This is a genomic window from Paenibacillus sp. FSL R7-0345 (assembly GCF_038595055.1).
Lineage (GTDB): Bacteria > Bacillota > Bacilli > Paenibacillales > Paenibacillaceae > Paenibacillus_AQ.
Genome location: NZ_CP152002.1, coordinates 3570867 through 3593705, shown reverse-complemented (window position 1 = coordinate 3593705; position 22839 = coordinate 3570867). Strand labels below are relative to the sequence as shown.

At 49.9% G+C, this 22839-nt stretch carries 18 protein-coding genes; 2 read left to right on the top strand and 16 right to left on the bottom strand.

The features are described from left to right. The first annotated feature begins 96 nt into the window (after positions 1 to 96). Positions 97 to 1050 carry an AraC family transcriptional regulator gene (locus tag NST84_RS15240; RefSeq protein ID WP_342561041.1) on the top strand — a complete coding sequence of 318 codons (954 nt, stop codon included), beginning with the start codon at positions 97 to 99 and terminating at the stop codon, positions 1048 to 1050. A 46-nt stretch (positions 1051 to 1096) separates the two neighbouring features. On the opposite strand, the gene NST84_RS15235 is transcribed toward NST84_RS15240, so the two are convergent. Further along, positions 1097 to 3073: a hypothetical protein gene (locus tag NST84_RS15235; protein ID WP_342561040.1), complete on the bottom strand. Its 1977-nt coding sequence runs from the start codon at positions 3071 to 3073 to the stop codon at positions 1097 to 1099. Positions 3074 to 3222: 149 nt separating this feature from the next. On the opposite strand from NST84_RS15235, the gene NST84_RS15230 reads away from it, so the two are divergent. Then, the gene (locus NST84_RS15230) at positions 3223 to 4080 is read left to right on the top strand and encodes an AraC family transcriptional regulator (RefSeq protein WP_342561039.1); all 858 of its coding nucleotides are present in this window, start codon (positions 3223 to 3225) and stop codon (positions 4078 to 4080) included. Positions 4081 to 4110: 30 nt separating this feature from the next. On the opposite strand, the gene NST84_RS15225 is transcribed toward NST84_RS15230, so the two are convergent. The 15 genes from NST84_RS15225 to NST84_RS15155 form a co-directional block, all read right to left on the bottom strand. Next, positions 4111 to 5730, bottom strand: coding sequence for a response regulator transcription factor (locus NST84_RS15225; RefSeq protein WP_342561038.1), 1620 nt, complete (start codon positions 5728 to 5730; stop codon positions 4111 to 4113). Positions 5731 to 5831: 101 nt separating this feature from the next. Then, positions 5832 to 7568, bottom strand: coding sequence for a sensor histidine kinase (locus NST84_RS15220; protein WP_342566444.1), 1737 nt, complete (start codon positions 7566 to 7568; stop codon positions 5832 to 5834). 99 nt (positions 7569 to 7667) lie between these two features. Further along, complete coding sequence (locus NST84_RS15215; RefSeq protein WP_342561037.1) at positions 7668 to 8513, bottom strand: carbohydrate ABC transporter permease; 846 nt, start codon at positions 8511 to 8513, stop codon at positions 7668 to 7670. Further along, complete coding sequence (locus NST84_RS15210) at positions 8510 to 9472, bottom strand: sugar ABC transporter permease (protein ID WP_342561036.1); 963 nt, start codon at positions 9470 to 9472, stop codon at positions 8510 to 8512. Before NST84_RS15210 ends, NST84_RS15215 begins: the two co-directional genes overlap by 4 nt. 175 nt (positions 9473 to 9647) lie before the next feature. Then, the gene (locus tag NST84_RS15205; RefSeq protein WP_342561035.1) at positions 9648 to 11723 is read right to left on the bottom strand and encodes an alpha-glucuronidase family glycosyl hydrolase; all 2076 of its coding nucleotides are present in this window, start codon (positions 11721 to 11723) and stop codon (positions 9648 to 9650) included. 93 nt (positions 11724 to 11816) lie between these two features. Further along, positions 11817 to 13151 carry an extracellular solute-binding protein gene (locus tag NST84_RS15200; protein ID WP_342561034.1) on the bottom strand — a complete coding sequence of 445 codons (1335 nt, stop codon included), beginning with the start codon at positions 13149 to 13151 and terminating at the stop codon, positions 11817 to 11819. Between the two features lie 177 nt (positions 13152 to 13328). Continuing rightward, positions 13329 to 13949, bottom strand: a complete 621-nt coding sequence (locus NST84_RS15195; protein ID WP_342561033.1) for an SDR family oxidoreductase — start codon at positions 13947 to 13949, stop codon at positions 13329 to 13331. 39 nt (positions 13950 to 13988) lie between these two features. Further along, a complete protein-coding gene (locus tag NST84_RS15190) occupies positions 13989 to 14606 on the bottom strand; it encodes a methyltransferase domain-containing protein (protein WP_342561032.1) in 618 nt (205 codons plus the stop codon). A gap of 139 nt (positions 14607 to 14745) precedes the next feature. Further along, the gene (locus NST84_RS15185; protein WP_342561031.1) at positions 14746 to 16356 is read right to left on the bottom strand and encodes a 5'-nucleotidase C-terminal domain-containing protein; all 1611 of its coding nucleotides are present in this window, start codon (positions 16354 to 16356) and stop codon (positions 14746 to 14748) included. A gap of 21 nt (positions 16357 to 16377) precedes the next feature. Beyond that, entirely contained in the window at positions 16378 to 17205 is an 828-nt protein-coding gene (locus NST84_RS15180; protein WP_342561030.1) for a carbohydrate ABC transporter permease, read from the bottom strand. Between the two features lie 12 nt (positions 17206 to 17217). Further along, positions 17218 to 18102, bottom strand: coding sequence for a sugar ABC transporter permease (locus tag NST84_RS15175; protein ID WP_342561029.1), 885 nt, complete (start codon positions 18100 to 18102; stop codon positions 17218 to 17220). A gap of 117 nt (positions 18103 to 18219) precedes the next feature. Next, complete coding sequence (locus NST84_RS15170) at positions 18220 to 19512, bottom strand: extracellular solute-binding protein (protein WP_342561028.1); 1293 nt, start codon at positions 19510 to 19512, stop codon at positions 18220 to 18222. A gap of 236 nt (positions 19513 to 19748) precedes the next feature. Then, positions 19749 to 20597 carry a response regulator gene (locus tag NST84_RS15165; RefSeq protein ID WP_342561027.1) on the bottom strand — a complete coding sequence of 283 codons (849 nt, stop codon included), beginning with the start codon at positions 20595 to 20597 and terminating at the stop codon, positions 19749 to 19751. Next, positions 20594 to 22447 carry a sensor histidine kinase gene (locus NST84_RS15160; protein WP_342561026.1) on the bottom strand — a complete coding sequence of 618 codons (1854 nt, stop codon included), beginning with the start codon at positions 22445 to 22447 and terminating at the stop codon, positions 20594 to 20596. Before NST84_RS15160 ends, NST84_RS15165 begins: the two co-directional genes overlap by 4 nt. A gap of 137 nt (positions 22448 to 22584) precedes the next feature. Next, on the bottom strand, positions 22585 to 22773 hold the full coding sequence (locus NST84_RS15155; protein ID WP_342561025.1) for a hypothetical protein: 189 nt from the start codon (positions 22771 to 22773) through the stop codon (positions 22585 to 22587). Between the last annotated feature and the right edge of the window lie 66 nt (positions 22774 to 22839).

Genomic DNA, 22839 nt, shown 5'->3' with positions numbered 1-22839 from the left:
TCCTTACTTGCATTACTTGCAAGCGCTTCCTTTTAATGTATTATAATAGTTATTAGCCTTATATTCCTTGCAGTAGAACGATTTATTATTGCGTGAATGCTACATATTCCAAAGATTACAAGAAAAGGATTGGATGCGATGCTGCAGGATACCGGCCACATTTTTTCACCGATCAAGGAAGAGCTAATCTGCTTTCACAACACGTCCACGACAGAGCTGATCGATCCGACGCTGCCCTATCACCGGCATGATGCCTATGAAGTTTATCTGTTCCTGAGGGGCAATTCCCTGATGTATCTTGAACAATCCTGCTACAAGCTGGTACCTGGAGATTTAATCATTATCAGCCCGGGTGAGCTGCACCGGTGTATCTGTCTAGATACCCAAACGTATGAACGGATCGGATTGAATATCAAACGAACAGCACTGGAAAAGCTTTCAAGCCGCCGCACCAGCCTGGCCTCCTGCTTCGAGACTCACGCTTTCGGACAGAACAATCTGACCCGGCTCACGCACGAGCAAATGGTATTTTACACCGGATTAGCTGATCAGCTGATCTCCTGCCTGAGCTCAGGGGAATATGGACAGGATGTTCTGGCGGAAGCCTACGCAACCCAACTGCTTGTATTCATCAACACCCTTTACCGCTCCTCCACGCATAGTCCGGACGATATCATGCCTGAGCTGGTCAGCAATACGATGTCCTATATCAAATGCCATCTGGCTGAAGACATTACATCCGGACATTTGGAGCAGGAGTTTCATTACAGCAGCAAATATATCAGCCGGCTGTTCCGGGAGCATACCGGACTTACGATACGTTCCTACATCATTGACCAGCGCGTATCGCTCGCCAAAAGCCATCTCGCTGCCGGTAAATCCGTTGCGGAAGCCTGTGAGCTATCCGGGTTCAGCGATTATGCCAACTTCATCCGCAGCTTCAAGAAGACGGCAGGCATCTCCCCCGGCAAATACAAGGCCAAAAAACATTCGGAGCGGTACCGGAGCGAAGGAGCTGCAAATGCCGGCAGAAAAACAAAATGGAACTGACCCTGCCGGGTTAGCTCCATTCTTCAATTCGGGGTAAACGTTGTTGTTATCTGGCTTCCGCTTCCCAGTAATCGCCGACCAGACCTTCCAGAACACTGCCGCCGGCCCAAGGCATCAGACAGAACCAGGTGCTCGCCGGAGCACCATCGCTGTAAGTTTCTGTTAGCAGACCTTCAGAATGACAAAACCGTTCAGACATCCAGCCTCTTTTGCCGTAATCAAATTCGTTATCGTAGCGGTTATAGGTCTGGCAGCCCCAGCCCACCGTATTCAGCATCCGTTGCCGGACATAAGGATCTTCACGCTGCTGTACATAGTAAAAGAGTTCATCAACAAGATTGCCGGACATCGGATGAATATGCGGATTGGCAACCGAGGTAACACTTCCGCCGCAGCTGGACCAGCCGATGGTGCTTAGCGGCGGTACCTTAACCGGTGAGTTATAAGCGAATTTAAAGCTGAATTCATAATCGATCGCATCCTTCATATGGTCAAGGAACAGCTCATCTCCAGTTAATGCGTGTAGAAATCTGACGGCCTTGATATAGGCCAGAATGCCTTCCGAATCTGCCGCCTTATCCGCGTCAAGCGGAGCCCCGTAGCATTCCATTCGTTTCACATAGGTTTCATAGTAATGCTTCTCACTGAACTTCAAATCCACCAGACAGGTTTTATCTCCGGTAAGCCAGCTGTAGTATGCCATAGCAGCCATGCACCATACCCCGCCGAAGGAATCATATTCAAGTCCGGCGCCGGTTTTCTCCGACAATATGGCCGGATATTCCCCGTCTGTGTTTTTACTTGCTTCCAGTATTGGCAGTACCTTGCTGACAAAATGCATCCAATCCTCATGGTGAATATCTTTGATCCTCTTCTCAAATTCATACGCTTTCATAATGTAAAACAATGCCTGCGCACACAGGTAGGCAGAATGTCCCGGTGTACGCATTCCGTCAAACCACCAGCCGGATATACTCCATTGCCCGTCCTGATAGGCCTCATAGGGAAGCCCGGAGTCCGGGTTCAGGCTATTTGTGATAATGTTCCCGATACAGAAAAGCGCCTGCTCACGCATGGACTCCTCACCAAGCCGCAGGGCGGCCATTAGCACCGGAGCTGCTGCGGTCAAGCCGCCCGTCCAGCTGATCGAGATTATTTTATTGTAGCGGTAGCCTCCCTTCTCCTTGTCCTCATAGACAAAGGTGGAATAGGTTTGTTCCGCGGGCAGCCAGGCATCCTGGAAAATGGCTTTTGACAGATCAGCTGCGGCTGTCCGGATATCGCTTCCCTGTCTAGGAGACTGGTGATAACGGTAATAGATCTCCCGGAGCGCAGTATTGACACCGAGCTCCGACCCGGCTTCATATGCAAAGAGCTCCAACGTGAAGGCTACTTCCTCACCGGGAGACAGCTCAAAGCAATTTTTATCCAGAGCCGCCCGTTCCTTTACCAGCCGTGATTTGATGAACAGCAGCGGGGCATTCTCATAACCCAGCGTATACCCGACAGCTCCTTTGGCAAGCGAGCACGTAAAGCCGCTATACTGGTAGAACTCACCCCTAAGCTCCGGCTTCCATTCCGTTTTGACCCCATCCTTAAAGATAAAATAAGGACTGGCGCAAAGACCGTATATGATGCCCGTGTCATAGACAAAGGCCGCCGGATGGGATAAACGGTCGCTGCGCACCATCCACCAGGGGGAGGAAGGCCGCGAAGGCTTGCCTTCCCTCAGTCTGGGGAATTCATTCGGGACATTTTGCGGGGCTTCACCGCGGTTTCGGCCATACATAAATGCCGGCAGGAAGAAGCGCGGATTCCGTTTCTTAAAAGGAAGCTCAATATGAATGACTCCCGACCATGCAGCAGAGGAAAGGTTACTGATCCGCACCCGGGCCTGTAACGGCTGTACCGCACTGCCGGTTCCGCCGGTAAGTGATACAGCTGCACTTAGTCCATGCCTGCCGGGCTCCGTATATTCCGGCCCCTCCTGAAATTTGCTTCTTGCTGTTATTATCAGCTCCACATCAACACGCTCCAGTCTGCTTAAAGTTACATTTCACTTGTATTAATCAGCCTAACATGTTAGGATATTGACATTTTAAAGTACCTTCAGCGAATAATCATTGCGATATCCGCGGTATTTATTGCGCCAACTGATCAGGAGGTTACAGAGTGAACGAGTCTGCAGAGCTTCGATATGATCTTATTCACAAGGATTTTCTCTACCTGCACAGGACTACTACTTACAATATGGGGACCTTCTATCACCGGCATGAAGCTTATGAGCTGTACCTGTTTCTCCGGGGCAACGTCAATTTTTATATTGAAAACAGCTGTTACCGCCTGGAGCCTGGTGATTTGCTTGTCTTAAGCCCGGAAGAAATGCACCGTTCCTTTAGCCTGGATGAAACCGAATATGAACGGATCACCATCAACCTGCAGAAATCCTATTTGCACCGCCTCTCTACTCCGGCCACACTTTTAGCTTCATGCTTCCACTACCGGCCGGTCGGAAAAGGAAATATCGTGCATTTAACAGAAGTGCAGCTGGAACAGTTTCTGCAGCTTACGGGTGAGCTGGAACAAGCGCTTTCGTCTGATGCGTATGGAACAGATGTTCAGGCCAACTGCTGTATCGCTCAACTTCTGGTGCTGACCAATACTGTTTTTCAGCAGGCCAGCTTTATCCCGGCAGATATTATGCCTGAGCTGGTACGCCAAACAATGGATTACATTGAAGGACATCTCGGTGAGGACATCACACTGGAACAGCTTTCCTGCCTGTTTCATTTGAACAGCACATATATCAGCCGCCAGTTCAAGAAGCATACTGGACTAACCCTCCGTTCCTATATCCTGGACCGCCGCATATCACTCGCCAAATCCCTTCTCAGTGAAGGACTGAGCATTACTGAAGCCTGCTATCAATCCGGGTTCAGCGATTATGCGAATTTTATCCGCAGTTTTACCAAGATCACGGGACTATCACCCGGCAGGTACGCCAAAAAAAACGCAAGTTCCCCGGAGTAGGAGACTTGCGCTATACGAACTTCCGCTATGTCAATTTTTTATCAGTTCTGTCGGGTTCATACCGGTAATCTTTTTGAACAGCGTGCTGAAGTAGGGGATGTTCCTGTAGCCGACCCGCTCCGCCACTTCATATACCAGCATGTTCCGCTCCATCAGCAGCTCCCGCGCCTTCTCGATGCGTACCCGGGTCAAATAATTGTTGAACGTCTCTCCGGTGATATTCTTAAACAGGATAGACAGATGATTCCGTGAAATGAATACCTTATCCGAAAGCTCGGCAAGGGTCAGCTCCTCCGCATAATGCTCATGAATATAGCTGGTCATAAAATCGACAATCTGGCGGTGCTTGCTGCTTCCCTTCCATTGTCTGCTGGTGCAGATTTTGCTGATTTTGTCCATAAGCCAGCTTGCCAGCTGATCCGGTACAACAAGGCCGCTGATCTCCTTGGCAATCTGGTCATTGGTGAACAGATCATCCAGGACAAATCCGGATTCATAAAGCGAGTAGGCTATGATCCCCCACAGCTCGCTTCCCAGCATCTGAACGTACCCCTGCGAAATGCCCTCTTGTTTCTTCATTTCCGTTATATAAGCCAGCACAAGGTCATGGGCTTCTGCTTCCTGTGAAGCCTTCATTGCCGCTGCCAGCTTATACGAAAATTTCACGGGAAAGTGGGCGCCCCTTACCTGCCCGCTGCTGCTGCTCTCCCTGTATCTGTACACCTCATGGGCCGGAGCGCACCGTAAAGCAGTCTGGTCCATGGCCCGGAAGGCCTCCTCCGTCGAGTCCGATAGTCTTGTCCAGGAATCCTTGATTCCCCCAATCCCTATGCGGGTGACAAGCTTGAGATAGGTGCTGATACTGTCGGTCAGCCTGACTCCCAGCTCATCCAGCCGGAGCTCAAGCTGTTCCTGCAGCCCTTCCTCCGGATGAATAATTAATAAAGCCCTTGTACTGTGCAGCTCTGTATATTCCAGATCCGGGAACAGCCTGCATGCAACCTCACATGCGATATTACTGACTGCAAAGCGGAACAGGTTCCAGTCCGAGACAGAGAGACATTTGGCCCGTTCATCCCGGATCAGCTCGATGCCGACCGTGACATGCCTGCGTTTTTGCCAATACTGGTAGGACGGCGGAAGATGCATGCTGTCCCTGTATGCGGAATCCAGCGTGCCGACAGCAGCCGAGCGGACCCACTCCTTTTCTACAAAAGGCTCATACAGCGTCATTTTGAATTCGAGCTCCAATTGGCGCATACGCTTTTCTTCCTCTGCCTCAAGCTCCTGTACGACATTTGACAGAATCGCTCTTAAGGTCGGCAGGCTGATTGGTTTGGATACATAATCAGTTACCTGAAACCGCAGGGCCTGCCTGGCGTGCTCAAAATCCGAATAGCCGCTCAAGATAATGAGTTTGCCCCTGAAGCCCTCCTTCCTTAGCTGCTCCATCATATCCAGCCCGTTCATGACAGGCATATACAAGTCAGTAATGACTATATCCGGCAGTGTTCGGCGGATAATCTCCAGTCCATCCTCTCCGTTCATCGCTTCTCCGACCCACTCCGCCCCCAGATCATCCCAGGGAATTGAGCGTTTCATTCCTTTGAGTACCTGCCGCTCATCGTCTATGATTGCAATTTTCCACATTGCCCTTACCTCCTTAACTCCTTCAGTGAAAGCACCTTGTCTAAGGAAGCGCTTACGGAAAATTAGCGCAGTCCCTTGGCTACATCAGCGCGGTCTCCGGATCATTCATTACCACCTGGAGGCTCCGTCAGCAGCGGCAGGGTAATCCGCACTCTGCTTCCGCCTTCTTTACGGTCCTCCAAAACAATGCCATAGCCTGCTCCAAAATATCCGTCGATCCGTTCTCTCACATTACGGATGCCATAGCCTCCGGTATGCCTGTTCTGCGGCTTTTCTTCAGGCTGCTTCAGTCCAGACCCGTTATCCTCAATCCTAATCTGCAGCTTATCACCGCTCTTCCCCATCACGATCGTAACCAAACCGCTCCGCTGCTTGTTGAAGCCATGGACGATCGAATTCTCCACGAACGGCTGCAGCGTAAGCTTGGGAATGTATAAAGTCTGAATGTCTGTGGAAGCTTCGATGCTGTATTCCAGCCCCTCACCCCAGCGCAGCTGCTGGATTTCAAGATAACAATTAATATGCATAAGTTCATCTGCAATGGTAATAAAGCTATTCCCGTTGGACAATCCGATCCGGAACATCCGGCCCATCAGCTCCAGAATCCGGCTTAACTCATCCTGGCCGGCCTCAATCGCCATCCAGTTAAGCTGATCCAGCATATTGTACAGGAAATGAGGATTAATATTGGCCTGCAGCGCTTCAATTTCAGCTTTGCGCTGCTGCTCATAACGGCTTTCAAGGGAGAGGTACAGCTCTTCAATCCGCTCATTCTGCTTACGGTAGCCGGAGAATAAATATCCGAACTCATTCTCATAGTCCGAGGGGAGCTCCACATTATCGCCGCCTACGGAATATACCCGCATCGCATTTACAAGCCTCCTGATCGGCTTCGTAAACTGCCTGCTCAAAAAATGGGTCAGCAGCACGACCATCAGCACTGCACCAAGCCCGATTAGACCAATCCATTCCGCCAGCTTCAGGCTGCTTGCCGTGATCTGCTTCCAGGAAGTAAACTCTATGAGCGTCCAGATGGAATTATCTACCCTGGAATAGACTAGCAGTGTATCACGCGCTCCTTCCTTTGCCGGTATATGCACATAACCTGAATTATTGCTCTTCAGATCAATCCACCTTGGCCAGTCGTCCTGGGCCAGCGTATCGCCGATCTTCATAATCTCCCGGCCTTCGCTGTCTGCCATGATCCGGTTTGAACTGTCTGAATTTCCGGTTAACAGCTTCCTTATTTCACCCGCTTTGATATGTACCATCAGAACACCCAGGTAGTCATTCTCATAAACAATTTTCCGGAAAAAGCTGAGTACAGGAACGTCCCCCTGTGAAGTGGATAAGTTATATTCCCTGGACCAGCAGAAGTCGCTTTTCTCCAGGCACTGGATCCCCTCCTGCTTATTCAGATCTTTGAAGCTGCGGAATTGAATATAGCTTTGCCGCTCGCTGAAGATGGGGTTATCCATGTAAAGATCGATCCCCTGGATCAGGGGAATGGCGTAGGTCAGATTCGCGAGTGCGCTCTCCACCCCGGCACGCCTGCGGTATCTCTCGAACTCATCCTGCCTGTTCAGCAGAAAATTGGTTAATTCACTGTCGCGGGTGCTGGACAGGGAAATCTGCTCGATCATGACCAGCTTGGTTGTAATTTCATTGTTAAGCTCATCCAGCAGCTGCTGCTGGTAATGGGAGGTCGTCTCAACAAGCGCTTTGGATGAATTGCTGTAGCTTGTCCATGCCGTAACCCCGATAACTGCAATCAGCACAATGGCGAAGCTATGGAAAAACAGCCGGTCAATTCTATATTTCTTAAAAGGATTAGTCAGTTCCTTCACTCCTCCCGGCCCCGGTTCAGACAAAATAAACGGCAAAGCAGCGAAAGAAATTCGGGGCTTTACCGTTAGTGAATAAATGTTTTTTACATCTTATCCTTTTATTCCCGTTGTTGCAATCCCTTCCACAAAATACTTCTGTAGGAACATGAACACGATGGTTGCCGGAAGGATCGATACAAGTGACATGGCAAGCAGCTGGCCCCATTCCTGGGCGGATTGGGAATCATTAATCATCCGCAGCGCCAGGCCGACCGTATACTTGTCAACGGTGTTGATATACAGGAGATGACCCAGGAAGTCATCCCAGTTCCACAGGAAGCAGAAGATCGTCACGGTAACGATGGCCGGAAAAGCAAGCGGCATCACCACTCTCCAGAAGATGCCGAACCAGGAGCAGCCGTCAATTTTGGCAGATTCGTCAAGCTCTCTGGGAACTCCGCGTATAAATTGGATCAGCAGGAAGACGAAGAAGCTGCCGCCTGCCCCGCCTGCGAGCAGATGGGGGATAATGAACGGGAGATACGTATTTACCCAGCCAAGCTGATAGAACAAGGCATATTGAGGAATAATCAGCACTTGGCCAGGCATCATCAAGGTAAGCATCAGGATGGAAAACCAGAAGCCCTTGAGCGGAAAATCCAGTCTGGCAAACCCGAAGGCAACCAGTGTAGTAGATAAAAGTGTTGTGACAATGACAGCCAGTTCAAGGCCGAAGGTATTCAGATAGAAATCAGTAAATGTATGTCCGGGTACCGAATTCCAGCCGTCGCTGAAGTTGCTCCACTGCGGAACAGACGGGAAAATGGACGGCGAGTTTAGCTCTGTAGTGTGCTTCAGGGATGCGCCGATCCACCAGAGCACCGGATAGACCATCACGAAGCTGAAGAGAATCATAAACAGATGACGAAGCGCCGGCTTTACCTTTAATGTGGTCATTTACGTTTTCTCCCTCCAGTGTCTGTTTCATAGAATACCCAGTACTTCGAGGTATAAGAGATCAGCAGCGTAGCGGCAATGATAGCCAAGAGCATAATCCAGGCAAGTGCGGAAGCATACCCCAGCTCGTAACGGCTGAACGCTCTTTCATACAGGTACATTGCATACACGTAAGTAGAATTCATCGGGCCGCCGTTCGTAATAACAAATGCCGAAGTGAACATCTGGAAGGCGCCGATAACAGCCATAATCAGGTTGAAATAGAGAATTGGTGAGAGCATCGGCAGTGTAATCCTGAAGAATTGGGTCACTTTGCTGGCCCCGTCCACGGAAGAGGCTTCATACAGATCGTTAGGAATTTGCTTCAGGCCGGCCAGGAAAATAACCATCGTTGAGCCGAATTGCCAGACTGTCAGCAGAATCAGCGTGCCTAACGCCGTATCGGGGCTTGTGATCCAGCCCTTTCCTTCAAAGCCTAAGACAGCGATCAGCTTGTTGAAAACCCCGTCCACGCCAAAGATGTTGCGCCAGAGCAGCGATACCCCGATACTGCCTCCGATCAGCGATGGAAAATAAATGGCAGTGCGGTAGATGCTGATCCCTTTAACCGCTTTGCTCAAAATCATTGCCACAAAAAGTGCAGCTATCAGCTTTAAGGGTACGGAAGCAAGCACATAAGTGAAGGTTACTTTGGCAGATTGGACGAATCTGGGGTCTGCCGTAAAGATCCGCTCATAGTTGCGGGCTCCGATCCACTTCATCGGCTGCATCAGCGTGTAGTCGGTAAATGAATAGTACAGGGACAAAAATAACGGGTACGCCGTAAGCGTTAGAAACCCGATCAGCCAGGGGGAAATAAACAAATAGCCTGCTAGCGGAGCGTTCCATCTGCTTTTGAAATAGGAGCTCTTTTTCGGCTTCGCAGCAGTTTTGGCTATGGCGGCTGTGGAACGGTTCATCTGTGGTCACCTCTTGTGGTTAATTTGTATACTTTAAGTATATAGGCCGCTTTTGTCCTCCTAAAGGAGGGGAATGCTCGAATTCTTTCAAAATATAACGGGAAACGAACCCTCTCCAGCCTTTCCCGCCATAAAAAAAAGAAGCGGATTGCTCCGCCTCTCTCCAGCAGCATAATTAGTAGATTGTTCTTCCATGCAGGTCGGCAATGCCGCTTTTCCGGAAGAAGTAGGTATTAATCCGGTCCCGCCACTCTTTACTGTGCCCTGCCTGTTCTGTAAGACGCGCTTCAACATGGCTGTACGCCTGTTCATCTACGTGTCCCTTCATTTGCTTCCAGTCAGACAGCAGCCCGTATGCCCGCTCTGAACCATCGAAATGCGTGTCATAAATATGCTGGATCACGGTTTTACCCGAATGCAGCACATGTGTATAAGGCACATGATGGAAGAACAGCAGCAGGTCATCCGGACAGCTTTCCAGCGACTCATACTTTTCCATATTGGGCTTGGCGTATTGGGCCGTATAACCAGTTCCGGTGGCTGCTGTGCGGTCAACACCAATTCCGTGACAATCCGCAAAGTGATACGTGCCCCACATGGAATACTCATATCCGTCTACATTAGGCCCGTAATGATGGTCAGGGTTGACCATATATCCGACGCCCAGGGGGGCCGTATACGATTCATAGATCTCCCACGAATCTATCAGGATTCTTAACAGGATCTGGAACGGCTTATGTTCCGGGCTAAAGCCAAAAGTAAGGGTAATCCATTCCCCGGCTATCCCCCCGGCAGAGAGTCCGGGATTCCAGGCAAGACGGCCGTAACCGTATAGATTGGCCTGCGCCAGCAGATGGCCCGTCCAGTTGCTGTCATTGCCTATATTAGAAACGGCTGCACAGCCGCTATAAGGATTGCCGTGAACAGAGCCATCCGCAATGCGCCGTACAGTTGTTCCTTCCCCATGGAGCTGTGTATCAAAATCCAGGATTTCCTTCCACTGGGGCACCAGATAGCATACATGGCGCTGCTGGCCGGTATACTCCTGGGCAATCTGGAATTCAATGACCTGATTCGTCTCCGGCATTGCACCCAACAGCGGCGAGACAGGCTCTCTTACCTGAAAGTCAATCGGCCCATTCTTTACCTGCAAAATGACATTGTCCATAAAGCGTCCGTCCAACGGCTGAAAATGGTCATAGGCTGCCTTTGCACGGTCGGTGGCACGGTCACGCCAGTCCTGCTTGCAGTTGTAGACGAAGCAGCGCCAGATGACAATGCCGCCATACGGCTTCAGCGCTTCAGCCAGCATATTGGCTCCGTCTGCATGATCTCTGCCGTAGCTGAATGGTCCCGGCCGGTTCTCCGAATCGGCTTTGACCAGAAATCCCCCGAAATCAGGCACAGCTTCATATACAGCGGATGCTGCCATGCGCCACCAGTCCCGGACATTAGGGTCCAGGGGATCTGCCGTCTCCAGACCTCCGATTTCCATTGTGCTGGCATAATTAATACTCAGAAACAGCTTGATGCCATAGCTGCGGAAAATGGCTGCCAGCTTCGCCACATCCGGCAGAAATTCTGTCAGCAGCCGGCTCTCGGTCTGATGGACATTCACATTGTTGATCGTTATGGCATTGATTCCGGCGGAAGCCAGCAGACGGGCATAATCCTGTATCCGTTCAAGATTGTCTGTGACCCGGTTAGTCTCATAAAAGATGGATTGCCCGGCGTACCCCCGCTCCACGCTGCCGTCCATATTATCCCACTGGTTGATCATGCGCAGCTGATTGGCCGGATTCTCAAGTATATTTAACTGCCGGACAGAATCTCCTGTTCCTATAATCCGCAGCAGATGAAATACGCCATATAATACCCCTGCAGAGGTAAGGGCCCCAATAACAATACTGCCGGTATGGCTGTTGGTTTGAATGGCATAGCCCTCCGCTTTAACAGCAGAGCTTACCTCCTTGCTGAAAGCCTCATCAACCTCGGTGCAGGTACCGAAGGTTCCAATAATGATACAGGGGGCCGCTGCTCGTGACTTCGAGATCAAAATATCATTGCCTGTGATTCCCTTCAGGCCTTGGGCCAGCTCGACCACAGCTGTACGAACAACAGCATCTCCCTGGACAGCGGCAACAATATGCCGGTAATCCTGATACCGGACCTGCTCTTCAGCCGCAGGACGGCGGTATTGCAGCCAGCCCAGATACCCGTCTCCAGGCTGATATTCTACATTGTGATTCATGAGTGACACATCCTCTCTAACTTTTGATTCCGTAATAGAATTCTTAATAAAAACAAGGCCCGGAACAAAATGCTCCGGGCTTTCGTTCTTGAACTATTTTTCGTATGACTGAGCTGCTTCCTTCAACTGCTCAAAAGCCTTCTCCGGTGTCACTTTTCCAAAGCTGAGCTGGTCACGGACAAGCACCCAGTCCTTGTCGATAAAGTTGGTCCAGCCGCCGGCTCCGGCTGACCAGGTCTGGCCGTCCGGCTCTGTAGCGCGGAGCAAGCCCAAACCAACCTTATCCAGATCACTCATGCTTGCTTCCAGCGCCGTAGCTATTTCCTTGTTGGCCGGAAGTCCGCGGAAAGTCTTGAGAATATTTCCTGCCTCCTGGTCATTCACAAACCAGTTAATGAATTTCTTGGCTTCCTCAGCATGCTTGGAGTTTTCGGAAACGGACAGGTACATGGACGGCTTCAGCCAGCCGCCCGCTTCTTCCGCACGCGGCATCGTTACCAGAGCATAAGCACCTGGCTTGATGCTGTCCCAGGTACCAAGGTTATTGGAGAAGCTGTAACGGAACAGAACCTTACCTGCTGCCAGGAGATCCATTTGCGGATCATTTTCCTTATCGGAAGCATTTACGTCAGCCGGAGGAACCAGCCCTTCCTTGCGCAGCTCTTCAAATTTCTTGGTCCACTCCAGATAGGCTGCCTGATCGACGTTAAAGTGGCCGTCATCTGTAATGACCTGCCCCTTGCCTTTGGCGTACTGGTAGGCTGAGTACATAAAGTAGTTGCCGCCATAATCCAAGGTGAAATATTGACCGTCAGGCAGCTTGGATTTGGACTCCTTGGCCAGCGCGAAGAAATCATCCCATGTCCAGCCGTTAGCCGGATTTGCAATCCCGAGCTTATCCATGGCCGCCTTGTCATATACCATTCCGAATGCTACCGAGCCAAGCGGAACAGCGTACTGCTTGCCGTCAAACTGTCCGCCGGACAGCAGCTTGGCATCGAATTTACTTACATCCACCTCAGGCGCCAGTTCGGCTAACTGGCCCCGGGACATCCAGTCCGGCATCCAGCCCGGATCAAGCTGAACGATATCCGGTGCATTTTTCGCTGCAGCCTGGGTCGATAATTTATCCAGGTAGCCATCCATACCTGAATATTCCGGCTCGAAGGTCACATTAGGATTGTTCTTAGTGTATAAGTCCAGAGCAGCCAAGGTTGCCTCGTGCCGGGGCTGGGAACCCCACCACATAATACGCAGTTTAACAGGCTCATTGCTGGGCGCAGCCGTTGCCGCTGCAGCCGTGCTGGCAGGCTCGTTAGTAGGCTCTGCCTTGTTTGTAGCCCCGTTTCCGTTACCGCCGCAGGCTGCCATCGTTCCCAGCAAGGCCGTCATGGCCAGCACTGTAAGAGAACGCTTCCATTTGAACATCTTTAACCCTCCTATTTTGATCTTTATTCACTTGCTACACCGTTATAGTAACAATTAAAGATCGAAGTTCATATGAGGGTGATGCACGATTTATTTTAAAATCGCACGGAAATGGCTGAAGGAGCAACAGCAGTTGCCGCTCCATGCATCATGATGTCTTCTAAGATTGTCTATGTATTAATAGGCGATGCCCACACGTGATTGTATGAATTCACGGCTCTTTATCTGGCTATAAGTAAACTCTGCTGTATCTGAAGTAGAAATTTTAGTCCCGCCTTCCGGCAAAAAATCAGGTTTGATACGGTACTTACCTACCCGTTCACCATCCGGTAAATACGTAGGACATACGATCGTCCATTCCAGTGTTGATTGCTGCAGCATATCGTAAACTTTGTGATGTTCTTTTGCTGCACGGTTTAACTTTTGCCTGGATTCATCCGTCTGATAACGCAATAATTGGGGATTGCTCACACTTTGCAGTATACCGGCAGTTCCAATCGTAATTATTCGTCGTATCCCTTCGTTCTCCATGGCTTCAATCATTAGCGGCATACTTTGTGATAAAGTATCTGTACCATCAGTGCTCAGTGCGCTGATAATCGCATCTTTTCCATGTACAGTACGGACAATATCAGCTTGATTTAACACATTGCCTTGAAGAATAGTTAAATTCTCATTATCGATTTGAATCTTCTCCGGAGTGCGAACTAATACTGTAACATGATGTCCGTCTTGAAGTGCATAGCTCAATATTTGACTCCCGACACGTCCGGTTGCACCTAGTATGAGAATGTTCATGGGAATGCCCCTCCTGTATAATGAAATCTATTTTCTCCGTTATTGTTTCATAAGTACAATTTTACGATACATCCCGCGCATTAGAAGCGGCTGGTCTTCCTTAATGGACACCTGGTCCTGATGAGGAAGAAACAGCTGATTAAAGTCCCGGCCAATATCCGTTCCGAGAAGGGAGATCAGCGGACGCAGTGCTTTCATTACCGGAGATACACGTCCGTTAGGGGCAAATTTATCAAAAATAACGATGCTGCCGCCCCTGCTTGTTACGCGAACAACTTCCTGCAGGCAACGCTCCGCATCTGGTACAACGGACACGATCAGATTTGCAATTACGGCATCAAGGGCCTCGTCCCCAAAGCGCAGATTTTGTGCGTCCATCTCTAAAAAGGTGATATCCTCTCCTGCTTTCACTTTCGCGCGGGCTTCAGCCAGCATTTCCGGCGAAAGGTCGATCGCAGTAATGAGCAGGCCGCGCCCTGAGAGCAGAGGCAGATCGGCCCCCGTACCCGCTCCTACCAGCAGCACACGCTGGCCGGGTTTTAAATCAAGACCGGATAATGCCTTAACCCGCGCCCGGGCAAAAGCACCTGCATTGAAAACCCGGTCATACAAAGGAGCCCATAGCTTGTAGATGATTTTGTTCCAGCGGTTGTTCATAGGGTTCACTCCCGTATATTATATGAATGATTACTCATATGTTCATTATAACTGGGCTGACTAATTAGTCAATTATGGAGAACGTCGTCAAAAAAAGATCAACCCATCAAACGGAGTTGATCTTTTATCTATTCTATCATCAGTTGATCCCTACAATGGACCAGTTATTATCAACCTCAGGCGAGATCGTCTTGCGCTCCCGGATATAGCTTACCAGCATATCGCGGACGCTGCATTCCGACTCCCAATGCTTGTTGGCACTGACCAGTTTAGAGGCTTTTAATAAGCTGCTGTAGCGGTAATTGTTAACGGCAAGCTGCAGCCGGCCGGTATCGGCAAGCGGTTTGCCTTGGAACCTGACATTGATAATCCGCTGTCCTGGCGGCTGTGACAGGTCGATCTGATAATCAATGCCGGCGAACATATCATAGAGGTAGCTCGGCACATCGGGATCGGTTGTGATGGCAAGGTCGCCCGGCCGCCACTGTTTAAAATGTGTGGCCGAAGCTTCCATGTAAGCCTTCATCTCTTTACCGGTGACAGTAACGACATACAGCACATTATCAAAGGGATAAATACGGTATACATCCGCGTAAGTCAGCGGCCCCTGCTTCAAATCCGCCTTATCGGCGAACAGGCTTGTGGCGGCAACATCTGCTCCGCTGGCCTGAAGCATGGCCTTCTGGATCAACGTAATGACCGCCGTATCCATCAATCTTCCCGCCGGTATATCTGCGTTTTCATCAGGGGGCTGGAAGTCGGCTGCCGCATAACCCAGGACGCCGCCATCCGCCTCTGCCGAAGTACCTCCGCCGCCTTGCGCGATGAAACGAAGCGTCTCTTCATGCGCCTCCGTAACCAGACTCCGGAATTCCGGGTCCGGTTCCCGGCCGGCCATATCCACAACGGCTGCTTCCCGGTTCACTACCTGAGGCTGTTCACCGTCCAGATCTACCGTGAGATCGAAGCGCACAACCTCCCGCCCGCGGTCACGCGGCCCTCCGATGACGGTATTCCCCATGCGCTGGTTAACCGTAATATGCATATGACCGACCATAAGCACATCTGCTTCAGGTACAAGCTCCGCAATACGTTCGGCGGCATCCGAGCCGCCGTCTTCATCGAACTCTGCGACCATTCCCGCATGGGCACTGATTACAATAATGTCCGCTTTCCCCTCCGCCCGGAGGGATGCCGCAACTTTCTGCCCAGTCTCCGCCATATGGCCGAACCTGAGCCCTTCCACCTTGCCTCCATCCCAGCGCGGGACATTGGGGTTGGTAAGTCCGATTACCGCAATTTTGATGCCCTTCACTTCAACTATAATATAAGGCTCGGCAAAAGCTTCACCATTAGAATACCAGGCATTTGCAGCCAGCACAGGGAAATTCAATTCCTGCTTGATCCGCTCAATTAGGCCAAGTCCGAAGTTAAATTCATGGTTGCCTAACGTCATCGCCGCATAGCCCATGCTATTTAGCGCAACAGAGACCGGATGGACAACATCCGGCCGTTTATTGTAGACATCGTCAGTCAGCATGTTCCCCTGGAACACGTCGCCGTTGTCGATCAGGAGGACTTCCGCACCGCTCTGTCTGAGCTCCCGGACATAAGAGGCAACTCTGGCCAGCCCGTCATTTGTTGTGTCGAGGCCGTCTTCGTAACGGTAACCCCACAGGTTGCCGTGAACATCCGAGGTAGCAATAATTACGATATTAATCTTGTTACAGGCAGCTGCCAGTTCATTCATTCCGTCACCTTCTCTGTCTCTTTATTTCAGAATTGCGCCCGCGGTGAAGCTCTTCTCCATCTGGTCACTGAACAGTACATAAGCCAGCAGAATCGGAAGAGTCGAAATCACCATCGCCGCTGCAAGCGGGCCCCAGCTGATACTGTACTGGCCGCTGAAATTCATCAGTCCGAGCGGAAGTGTCCGCAGCGCCTCTTTTTGAATAAAGGTAGCTGCCATCAGGAGTTCATTCCATACGGCCAGGAATACAAAGATTGCTACCGAGGCAAGCGGCGGCTTCAGCAATGGAAGCACGACTTTGAAGAAGGATTTAAGCACCCCGCAGCCGTCAATGAACGCAGCCTCTTCCAGCTCCTTCGGCATGCTCCGCAGAAAAGCTGACAGCATGTAGACGCCGATAGGCAGATTCACAGCAATGTAAGGCAAGATAATTGATAACCGTGAGCTGAGAATCCCCAGGTTTTTCAGGATCATAAAGAGCGGGATCAGCGTAGCGTGGATTGGCACCATGACCCCCATCAGCAGAATGAACAAAATGACACCGTTATATTTAAATCTCATTCGTGTCAGCGCATAAGCCATCATGGACGCAAACAGCAGCACAAAAAAGAGGGTAATCAGCGTAACAGACACACTGTTAAAAAAGTATTGATTGACCTTGGCGCTCACCCAGGCCTCCGAAAAATTGCTGAACCGCCATTTGGTTGGCAAGGCCCAGACGACTCCGCCAATAATCTCCGAATTATCCTTAAAGGCACTGACTACAAGCCAGTAAAGCGGGAACAGCTGGAGGACGGCAATGAGCATCATCAGTATATAAAGTCCTGTGTTTTTTGTTCTCTTCAGCATGACCAGTCCTCCCTAGTATTCAATTTTTTCCCGGGTCAGCACTTTATTGAGTACCCAGGCAATGATGAGACATTCCAGCACCATGAACACAGCAAGCGCACTGCCGTAACCGAAATTCTGCTTCAGGAACGCTTCCTGGAACATTTTCAGGGCAATCATCGTTGTCGAGTTCAGCGGCCCGCCATTGGTCATCACGTATACACTTTCAAATGTTTTCAGCGCATAAATGACGTTTAGAACGATACAAATCCGCAGCACATCTGACAATAAAGGAAGCGTGATATGCCGTACTGCCTTCCAGCCAACCGCTCCGTCCAGCTTCGCGGCTTCATAATATTGCTCGGAGATCCCCTGCATACCGGCGAACAGAATCAGCATGTTGTAACCCACATAATGCCAAGTCGTTACGATCAGTACAGACAAGAGAGCGGTCTTGGTATCTCCAAGCCAGGCCTGTGTCCAGCTGCTGAGGTGAACAGCATCCAGCAGCGTGTTCAGCATCCCGATGTTCGGATCGTAAATTTTAACCCACAGCAGACTCACCATTGTCGTTGACATTACCACAGGGAAAAAGTAAATATTACGGAACCATTTGCGTCCCTTCATCTTACGGGAGACCAGCATTGCCAGAGCAAACGAGATCGGCAGCTGGATCAGCACACCCACAAGCAAAAAGGCAAGACTGTTCCATACCGCCTGCCAGAAGCTTTTATCCGTCGTGAACATTTTAGTGTAGTTATCCAGTCCAATGAAGGTCATAGGATTAATTCCGTCCCAGTCATGGAGGCTGTAATAGGCTGTCATTATAATCGGCACAAAATAGAATACAAGGAATACAGTTAAACCGGGCACTAAAAACAAAGCTATCAGCTTCTTGTTCGAGAGCGCTCTTTCCATCACTAACCACCTGTCAGCTTGCAGAAAAGCGATGCGGGTCCAAGGGACTGCATCGCCTTTCCCAGTTTTTATTTTTGAAACACAGCAATACCGAGTTAATCTGTTATTAACGCCGTCTTACTCTGCCGAACGGAGCAAGGTTTCCAGTTCAGCCGTATACTCCTCAGCAGTCAGGTTACCGCCATACAGCTGCTGGGTCAGATCACGGTATTCTTGCCCCGTATCCGCTGACAGCAGACCGAACCACATAGCCTGTGTTTTGGCTGTTTTACCGATATCCGTAGCGTACGCGGAGAGCTGTTCATTCTGCGATTCCGACTTCACTTCGCTTGTTGCATATCCGGGCAGGCCTTTACGGACAAATTCATCATTGAGCTTCAGGGACAGGCGGATGGCAAACTCTTTGGCTTTGTCCAGGTTTTTGGAGCTGTTATTCACGAACAGGGAGTAAGGTGCTGCCGAATTCTGGAACCCGATTGTTGCACTGTAGATATCCTCCGCACCCGTTGCCGGGAATGCGATATATCCGAGATTGTCACCCATAGCCTCCGACAGGGCAGTGAAGTTAAAGCTGCCGTCGATCCACATCAAAGCCTTATTGTTCTTGAACAGCTCCTGTGCATCCAGGTAAGCGGAGCCGAGGAAACCCTTCTGGAAGGCATTCGTGCTGACCAAATCTGTCACCTGTTTAGCTGCATCCAGGAATGGGGCATCCGTGAATTTCGCTTGTCCGTTAATCGCATGATCGAAGGCATTAACATCCTGGCGTGCTACAAGCATGTTGTATAGCAGATCGCCCTGCCATCTTTCTTTTCCGCCCAATGAAATAGGAATAATTCCTTTCTCATTAGCCTGTTGAATAAGCGCCTGAAGATCAGCCCAGGTTGCCGGTGCAGAAGCGCCGAGCTCATTCATCAGCTTTTTGTTATAGTACAGTACCAGTGTTGTGCTGATATTGGAAGGAACAGAATAAATATTGCCATCTTCCTCAGTTACCAGTTGGTTGTCCAGGAATTGCTTGCCCAGGCCGGTAGAATCCAGTATATCATTCAGTGGAGCAACGGTTTTTGACTGCAGCACAGGAGTACGGTAGGACTTCCCGGCATGCTGCTGGAATACATCCGGAAGTTCATTTGCAGCCAGCGCCACACTGATTTTTGTTTTGTAGGTCTCATCTTGTATGTACTCATAATTCAAATCAACGCCGACTTCTGCTGCGGTAGCTTCAGCTGCTGCATGGTACATCGGATCTGCATCAAAAATCCATAAGGTAACAGACTCCTTGCTGTCCGCCGTAGCATCCTGATTCTGGGTTCCCCCATTGTTTACTTCCGCACCTCCGCAAGCAGTAAGCACTACACTACAGAGCGCGACAGATGCCGCAACAACCCCAAGCTTTTTCCCAAACATTTGATGTGGACCACCTTTCCATATTTACGGATTCGAATTACAGGTACAATCTTAACAAGTGTGCGGTCAGGTTCGAATGGATAAATATTGGTTCTGACAGTAAAATTTTTAGGTGTGTCATGATACTTTACACAGGATTTACAGAGTGTTCGTATGTTAACAGCTGCTTTACGCAGCGTTTATTTTACTCCAACAAAAAAAAGCCCGGCAGAAAAACCGGACCACGCCTAAACTGCTCAATATGGGTCTGAACGGGTACCGCTGTGTACTTTATTCGGGGTAATGCCATACCTTTTCTTAAAGCATTTGCTAAAATAGAACGGGTCCTTGTATCCCACCTGGCGGGCTATCGTCGCTACCTTGGGAGCTTCAGTTTCATCGGCGGCAATCCCCTGGCTGAGCAGCTCCATAGCTTGTGCAAGGCGGGCATTCGTGACGTATTCTACAAACGATTCACCGGTCTCCTTCTTGAACATATGGCTTAAATAGCTCGGATTCACAAAAAGGGCGCTGGCCGTACTCTGCAGCGACAACGTATCCTCGGCATAATGCGAGGTTACATAGGCTATAGCGTTGTTAATCAGCCGCTTACCGCTGCTATGCCGTCTCTCTTCCTGTACATTCTCCGCTTCCGGCTCCTGCACATAACCCGCTTCTATTTTCAGCCGGCTGAGATAGCGCTCCGCTTCCCATTTCTCCGTCAATTGGGCACGGATTGCGGCAAGAGCTTGTTCAACTGCATCTTCATCAACGGGCTTCAGCAAATAATGGTCTGCTCCAAGTGAAATGGCCTGCTGCGCATAAGAGAAGTTATCATAGCTTGTGATAAAAATCAGCTTGGCCGCAGAGTCCAGCTTGCGGACTGCCTTAATAAAATCAAGCCCGTTCATATTCGGCATTTCAATATCCGTAATAATGAGATCAATCGCCTGTTCCTCTATAATCCGCAATGCGGCTGAACCCTCTTCGGCCTCTGCAACGACCTTAAATCCGGCGGAAGCCCAATCCACCAGACGGATCAAAAGCTGCCTGAAATAATACTCGTCATCTACAATCAGGACACGGGCTACCGGCGCTGTATTCATAATCTCGCTGTCCCCTCCTCCTGTTCGTTCGTTTTCAAGATCATCGGTAAACGTACCTTCACTTCCACGCCATTACCCGGTTCGGACGACAGGGAGATCCCGTAAGCTTCCCCGAAGCGCAGCTGAATGCGGTCCTGGATATTTTTGAGCCCAAAGCTGTAGTCCTCTTCCCTGCTGTTGTCCGACCAGATCAGCCGCTGCTGCTCTTCACTCATGCCCTTGCCGTTGTCGCGGACCATAAAGCAGAGATTGCTCTGCCCGTCCGTTCGTTCAATATAACCGCTGATTTCACATAATCCCCCGTCCGCCATTCCTCTTATGCCATGGTGGATCGCATTCTCAACCAGCGGCTGCAGCAGCATCGTAGGCACTTGGCATAATTCAATGCCCGGTTCGAACGAAATCCGGTAGCTCAGCTTGTTAAAGCGGATTTGCTGGATATATAAGTAGCTTTCCAGATGCTTCTGTTCCTGGGCCGCCGTAACTAGCTCCCGGCCGTTGCTCAGCGAAATCCGGTAGAACTCACCAAGCGCCTTCAGAATACTGCTGATGTCTTTAGCGTCTGCCATCACAGCCATTGCACGGATTGTGTCCAGCGTATTGTACAAAAAATGCGGTTTAATCTGCGAATACAACAGCCTCAGCTCCAGCATCCGCTTGGTTTTCTCTTCAGCTTCAACTCTTCCCATCAAGTCTTGAATATGCTGTACCATTTCGTTGAAGGTAGCGCCTAACCGGCCAACCTCATCCTCTGTGTCGGCAGGAGCACGCCGCTCAAAGTTCCCGGCCCCTACCTCGACAATCACCTCACTGAGCTGGCTGAGCGGCCGGGTCAGTAGACGTGTGAATACGAAGGAGAGTAACGCCGCTGACAGGATGCTGATCAGTCCAAAGCCGGCTAATAATAATGCGATTTTCCAATAGCCGTAAGTCAGCTCCGAAATAGTAACCAGATGGGCAACCTTCCAGCCATAGGGGGCCAGGCTCTGTAGTGACACTAAATAGCGCTCTCCGGCAACCCGGAATGTCTTACTCCCTTGACTGACTGCGTTCACCCAGCTGGCCAGAGCTTCTTCCCCAACCGGCTGGTTAACGATTGAAGCATCATTGGCAGATACAATGGTTCCGTCCCGGTTAATGACCAGAGTAGCATTCTGATCCATCTGATCATTATTATGGTACAAACGGGCAAGCGTCCGCTCATCAATATTCACATAAATATAACCTAGCGGAGTTCCCGTTTCCATGCTCATAATGACCCTGCCCACACTGATCATGTTCTTGTGCTGCATCCCGGACAGGAATGAGGGACTAAGCGAATCTGTCCAGACGGCCCCGCCTTTTGCGGCATCCATTTCATCTTTGGGGTAGATGCCGAGACTCTGCAGGGTAACGCCGGTCAGGTTAGATGTGAAATAGAGGTCGCCGTTTAAGGATTCAATAATGACGGAATCGATATTCGGTTCTGTCTCCAGCATTGCAGCCAGTGTATTATAGATCGATTTCAGAGCAGCCACATCATGACTCGCACCGGTGTCTCTGCTAAGCAGCTTCTGAGTGTCCTGATTAATCAGCACGAATTTGGTGAAATTCTGGACAGACTGAAACACAGTCTCCATCGACTGCTTGACCAGCTTCACTTCCTGCTGTGAGCTTGCCGTGGTTCTTTCCAGCGTCTGGTTAAAGACAATCCGGTGAATGCTAATCATAAAAATAACCAGAGCCAGCGAGACAATAAGGATGTTGCTGACCAGAATTTTTCGTCTGAGCGGCATACTCCCTCTAAGTAAAAAAGAAAGCACTGCCCGGAGCTGCTTCCTGAAGGGCTGGTATGACATGAATCTCTTCATCTTTCCCTCCGTTATGTGATGTATGTAAATGACTTGCTGATATATAAGCAATATTTAGTCTAAAGCATTATTGTCTTCTGTCAACCAGAAAAGCCGACCCTCAAAAGGATCGGCTCATTTTATAGCTTCATATACAATCAATCACGTTTGTTCTCAACCGATTTCATACGGTTCTGATCGTCAGATATCCGGTCATTACTAAATTCCTGGCCTGCTTCGACCTCAGTATGGCCGCTGACACTCCGGGCAAAATTTGTGAACTGTCTTTTTTGCTCATCCAGCTCATGTTTTTTCTTCAAAAGCTCCTTCGGATCCTGAGTTGTCATTAGGTTAACCTCCCTGAAAATGAAATCACACTGCTTATGCGTTCCATGAGAGTTTTCCATTAGAAT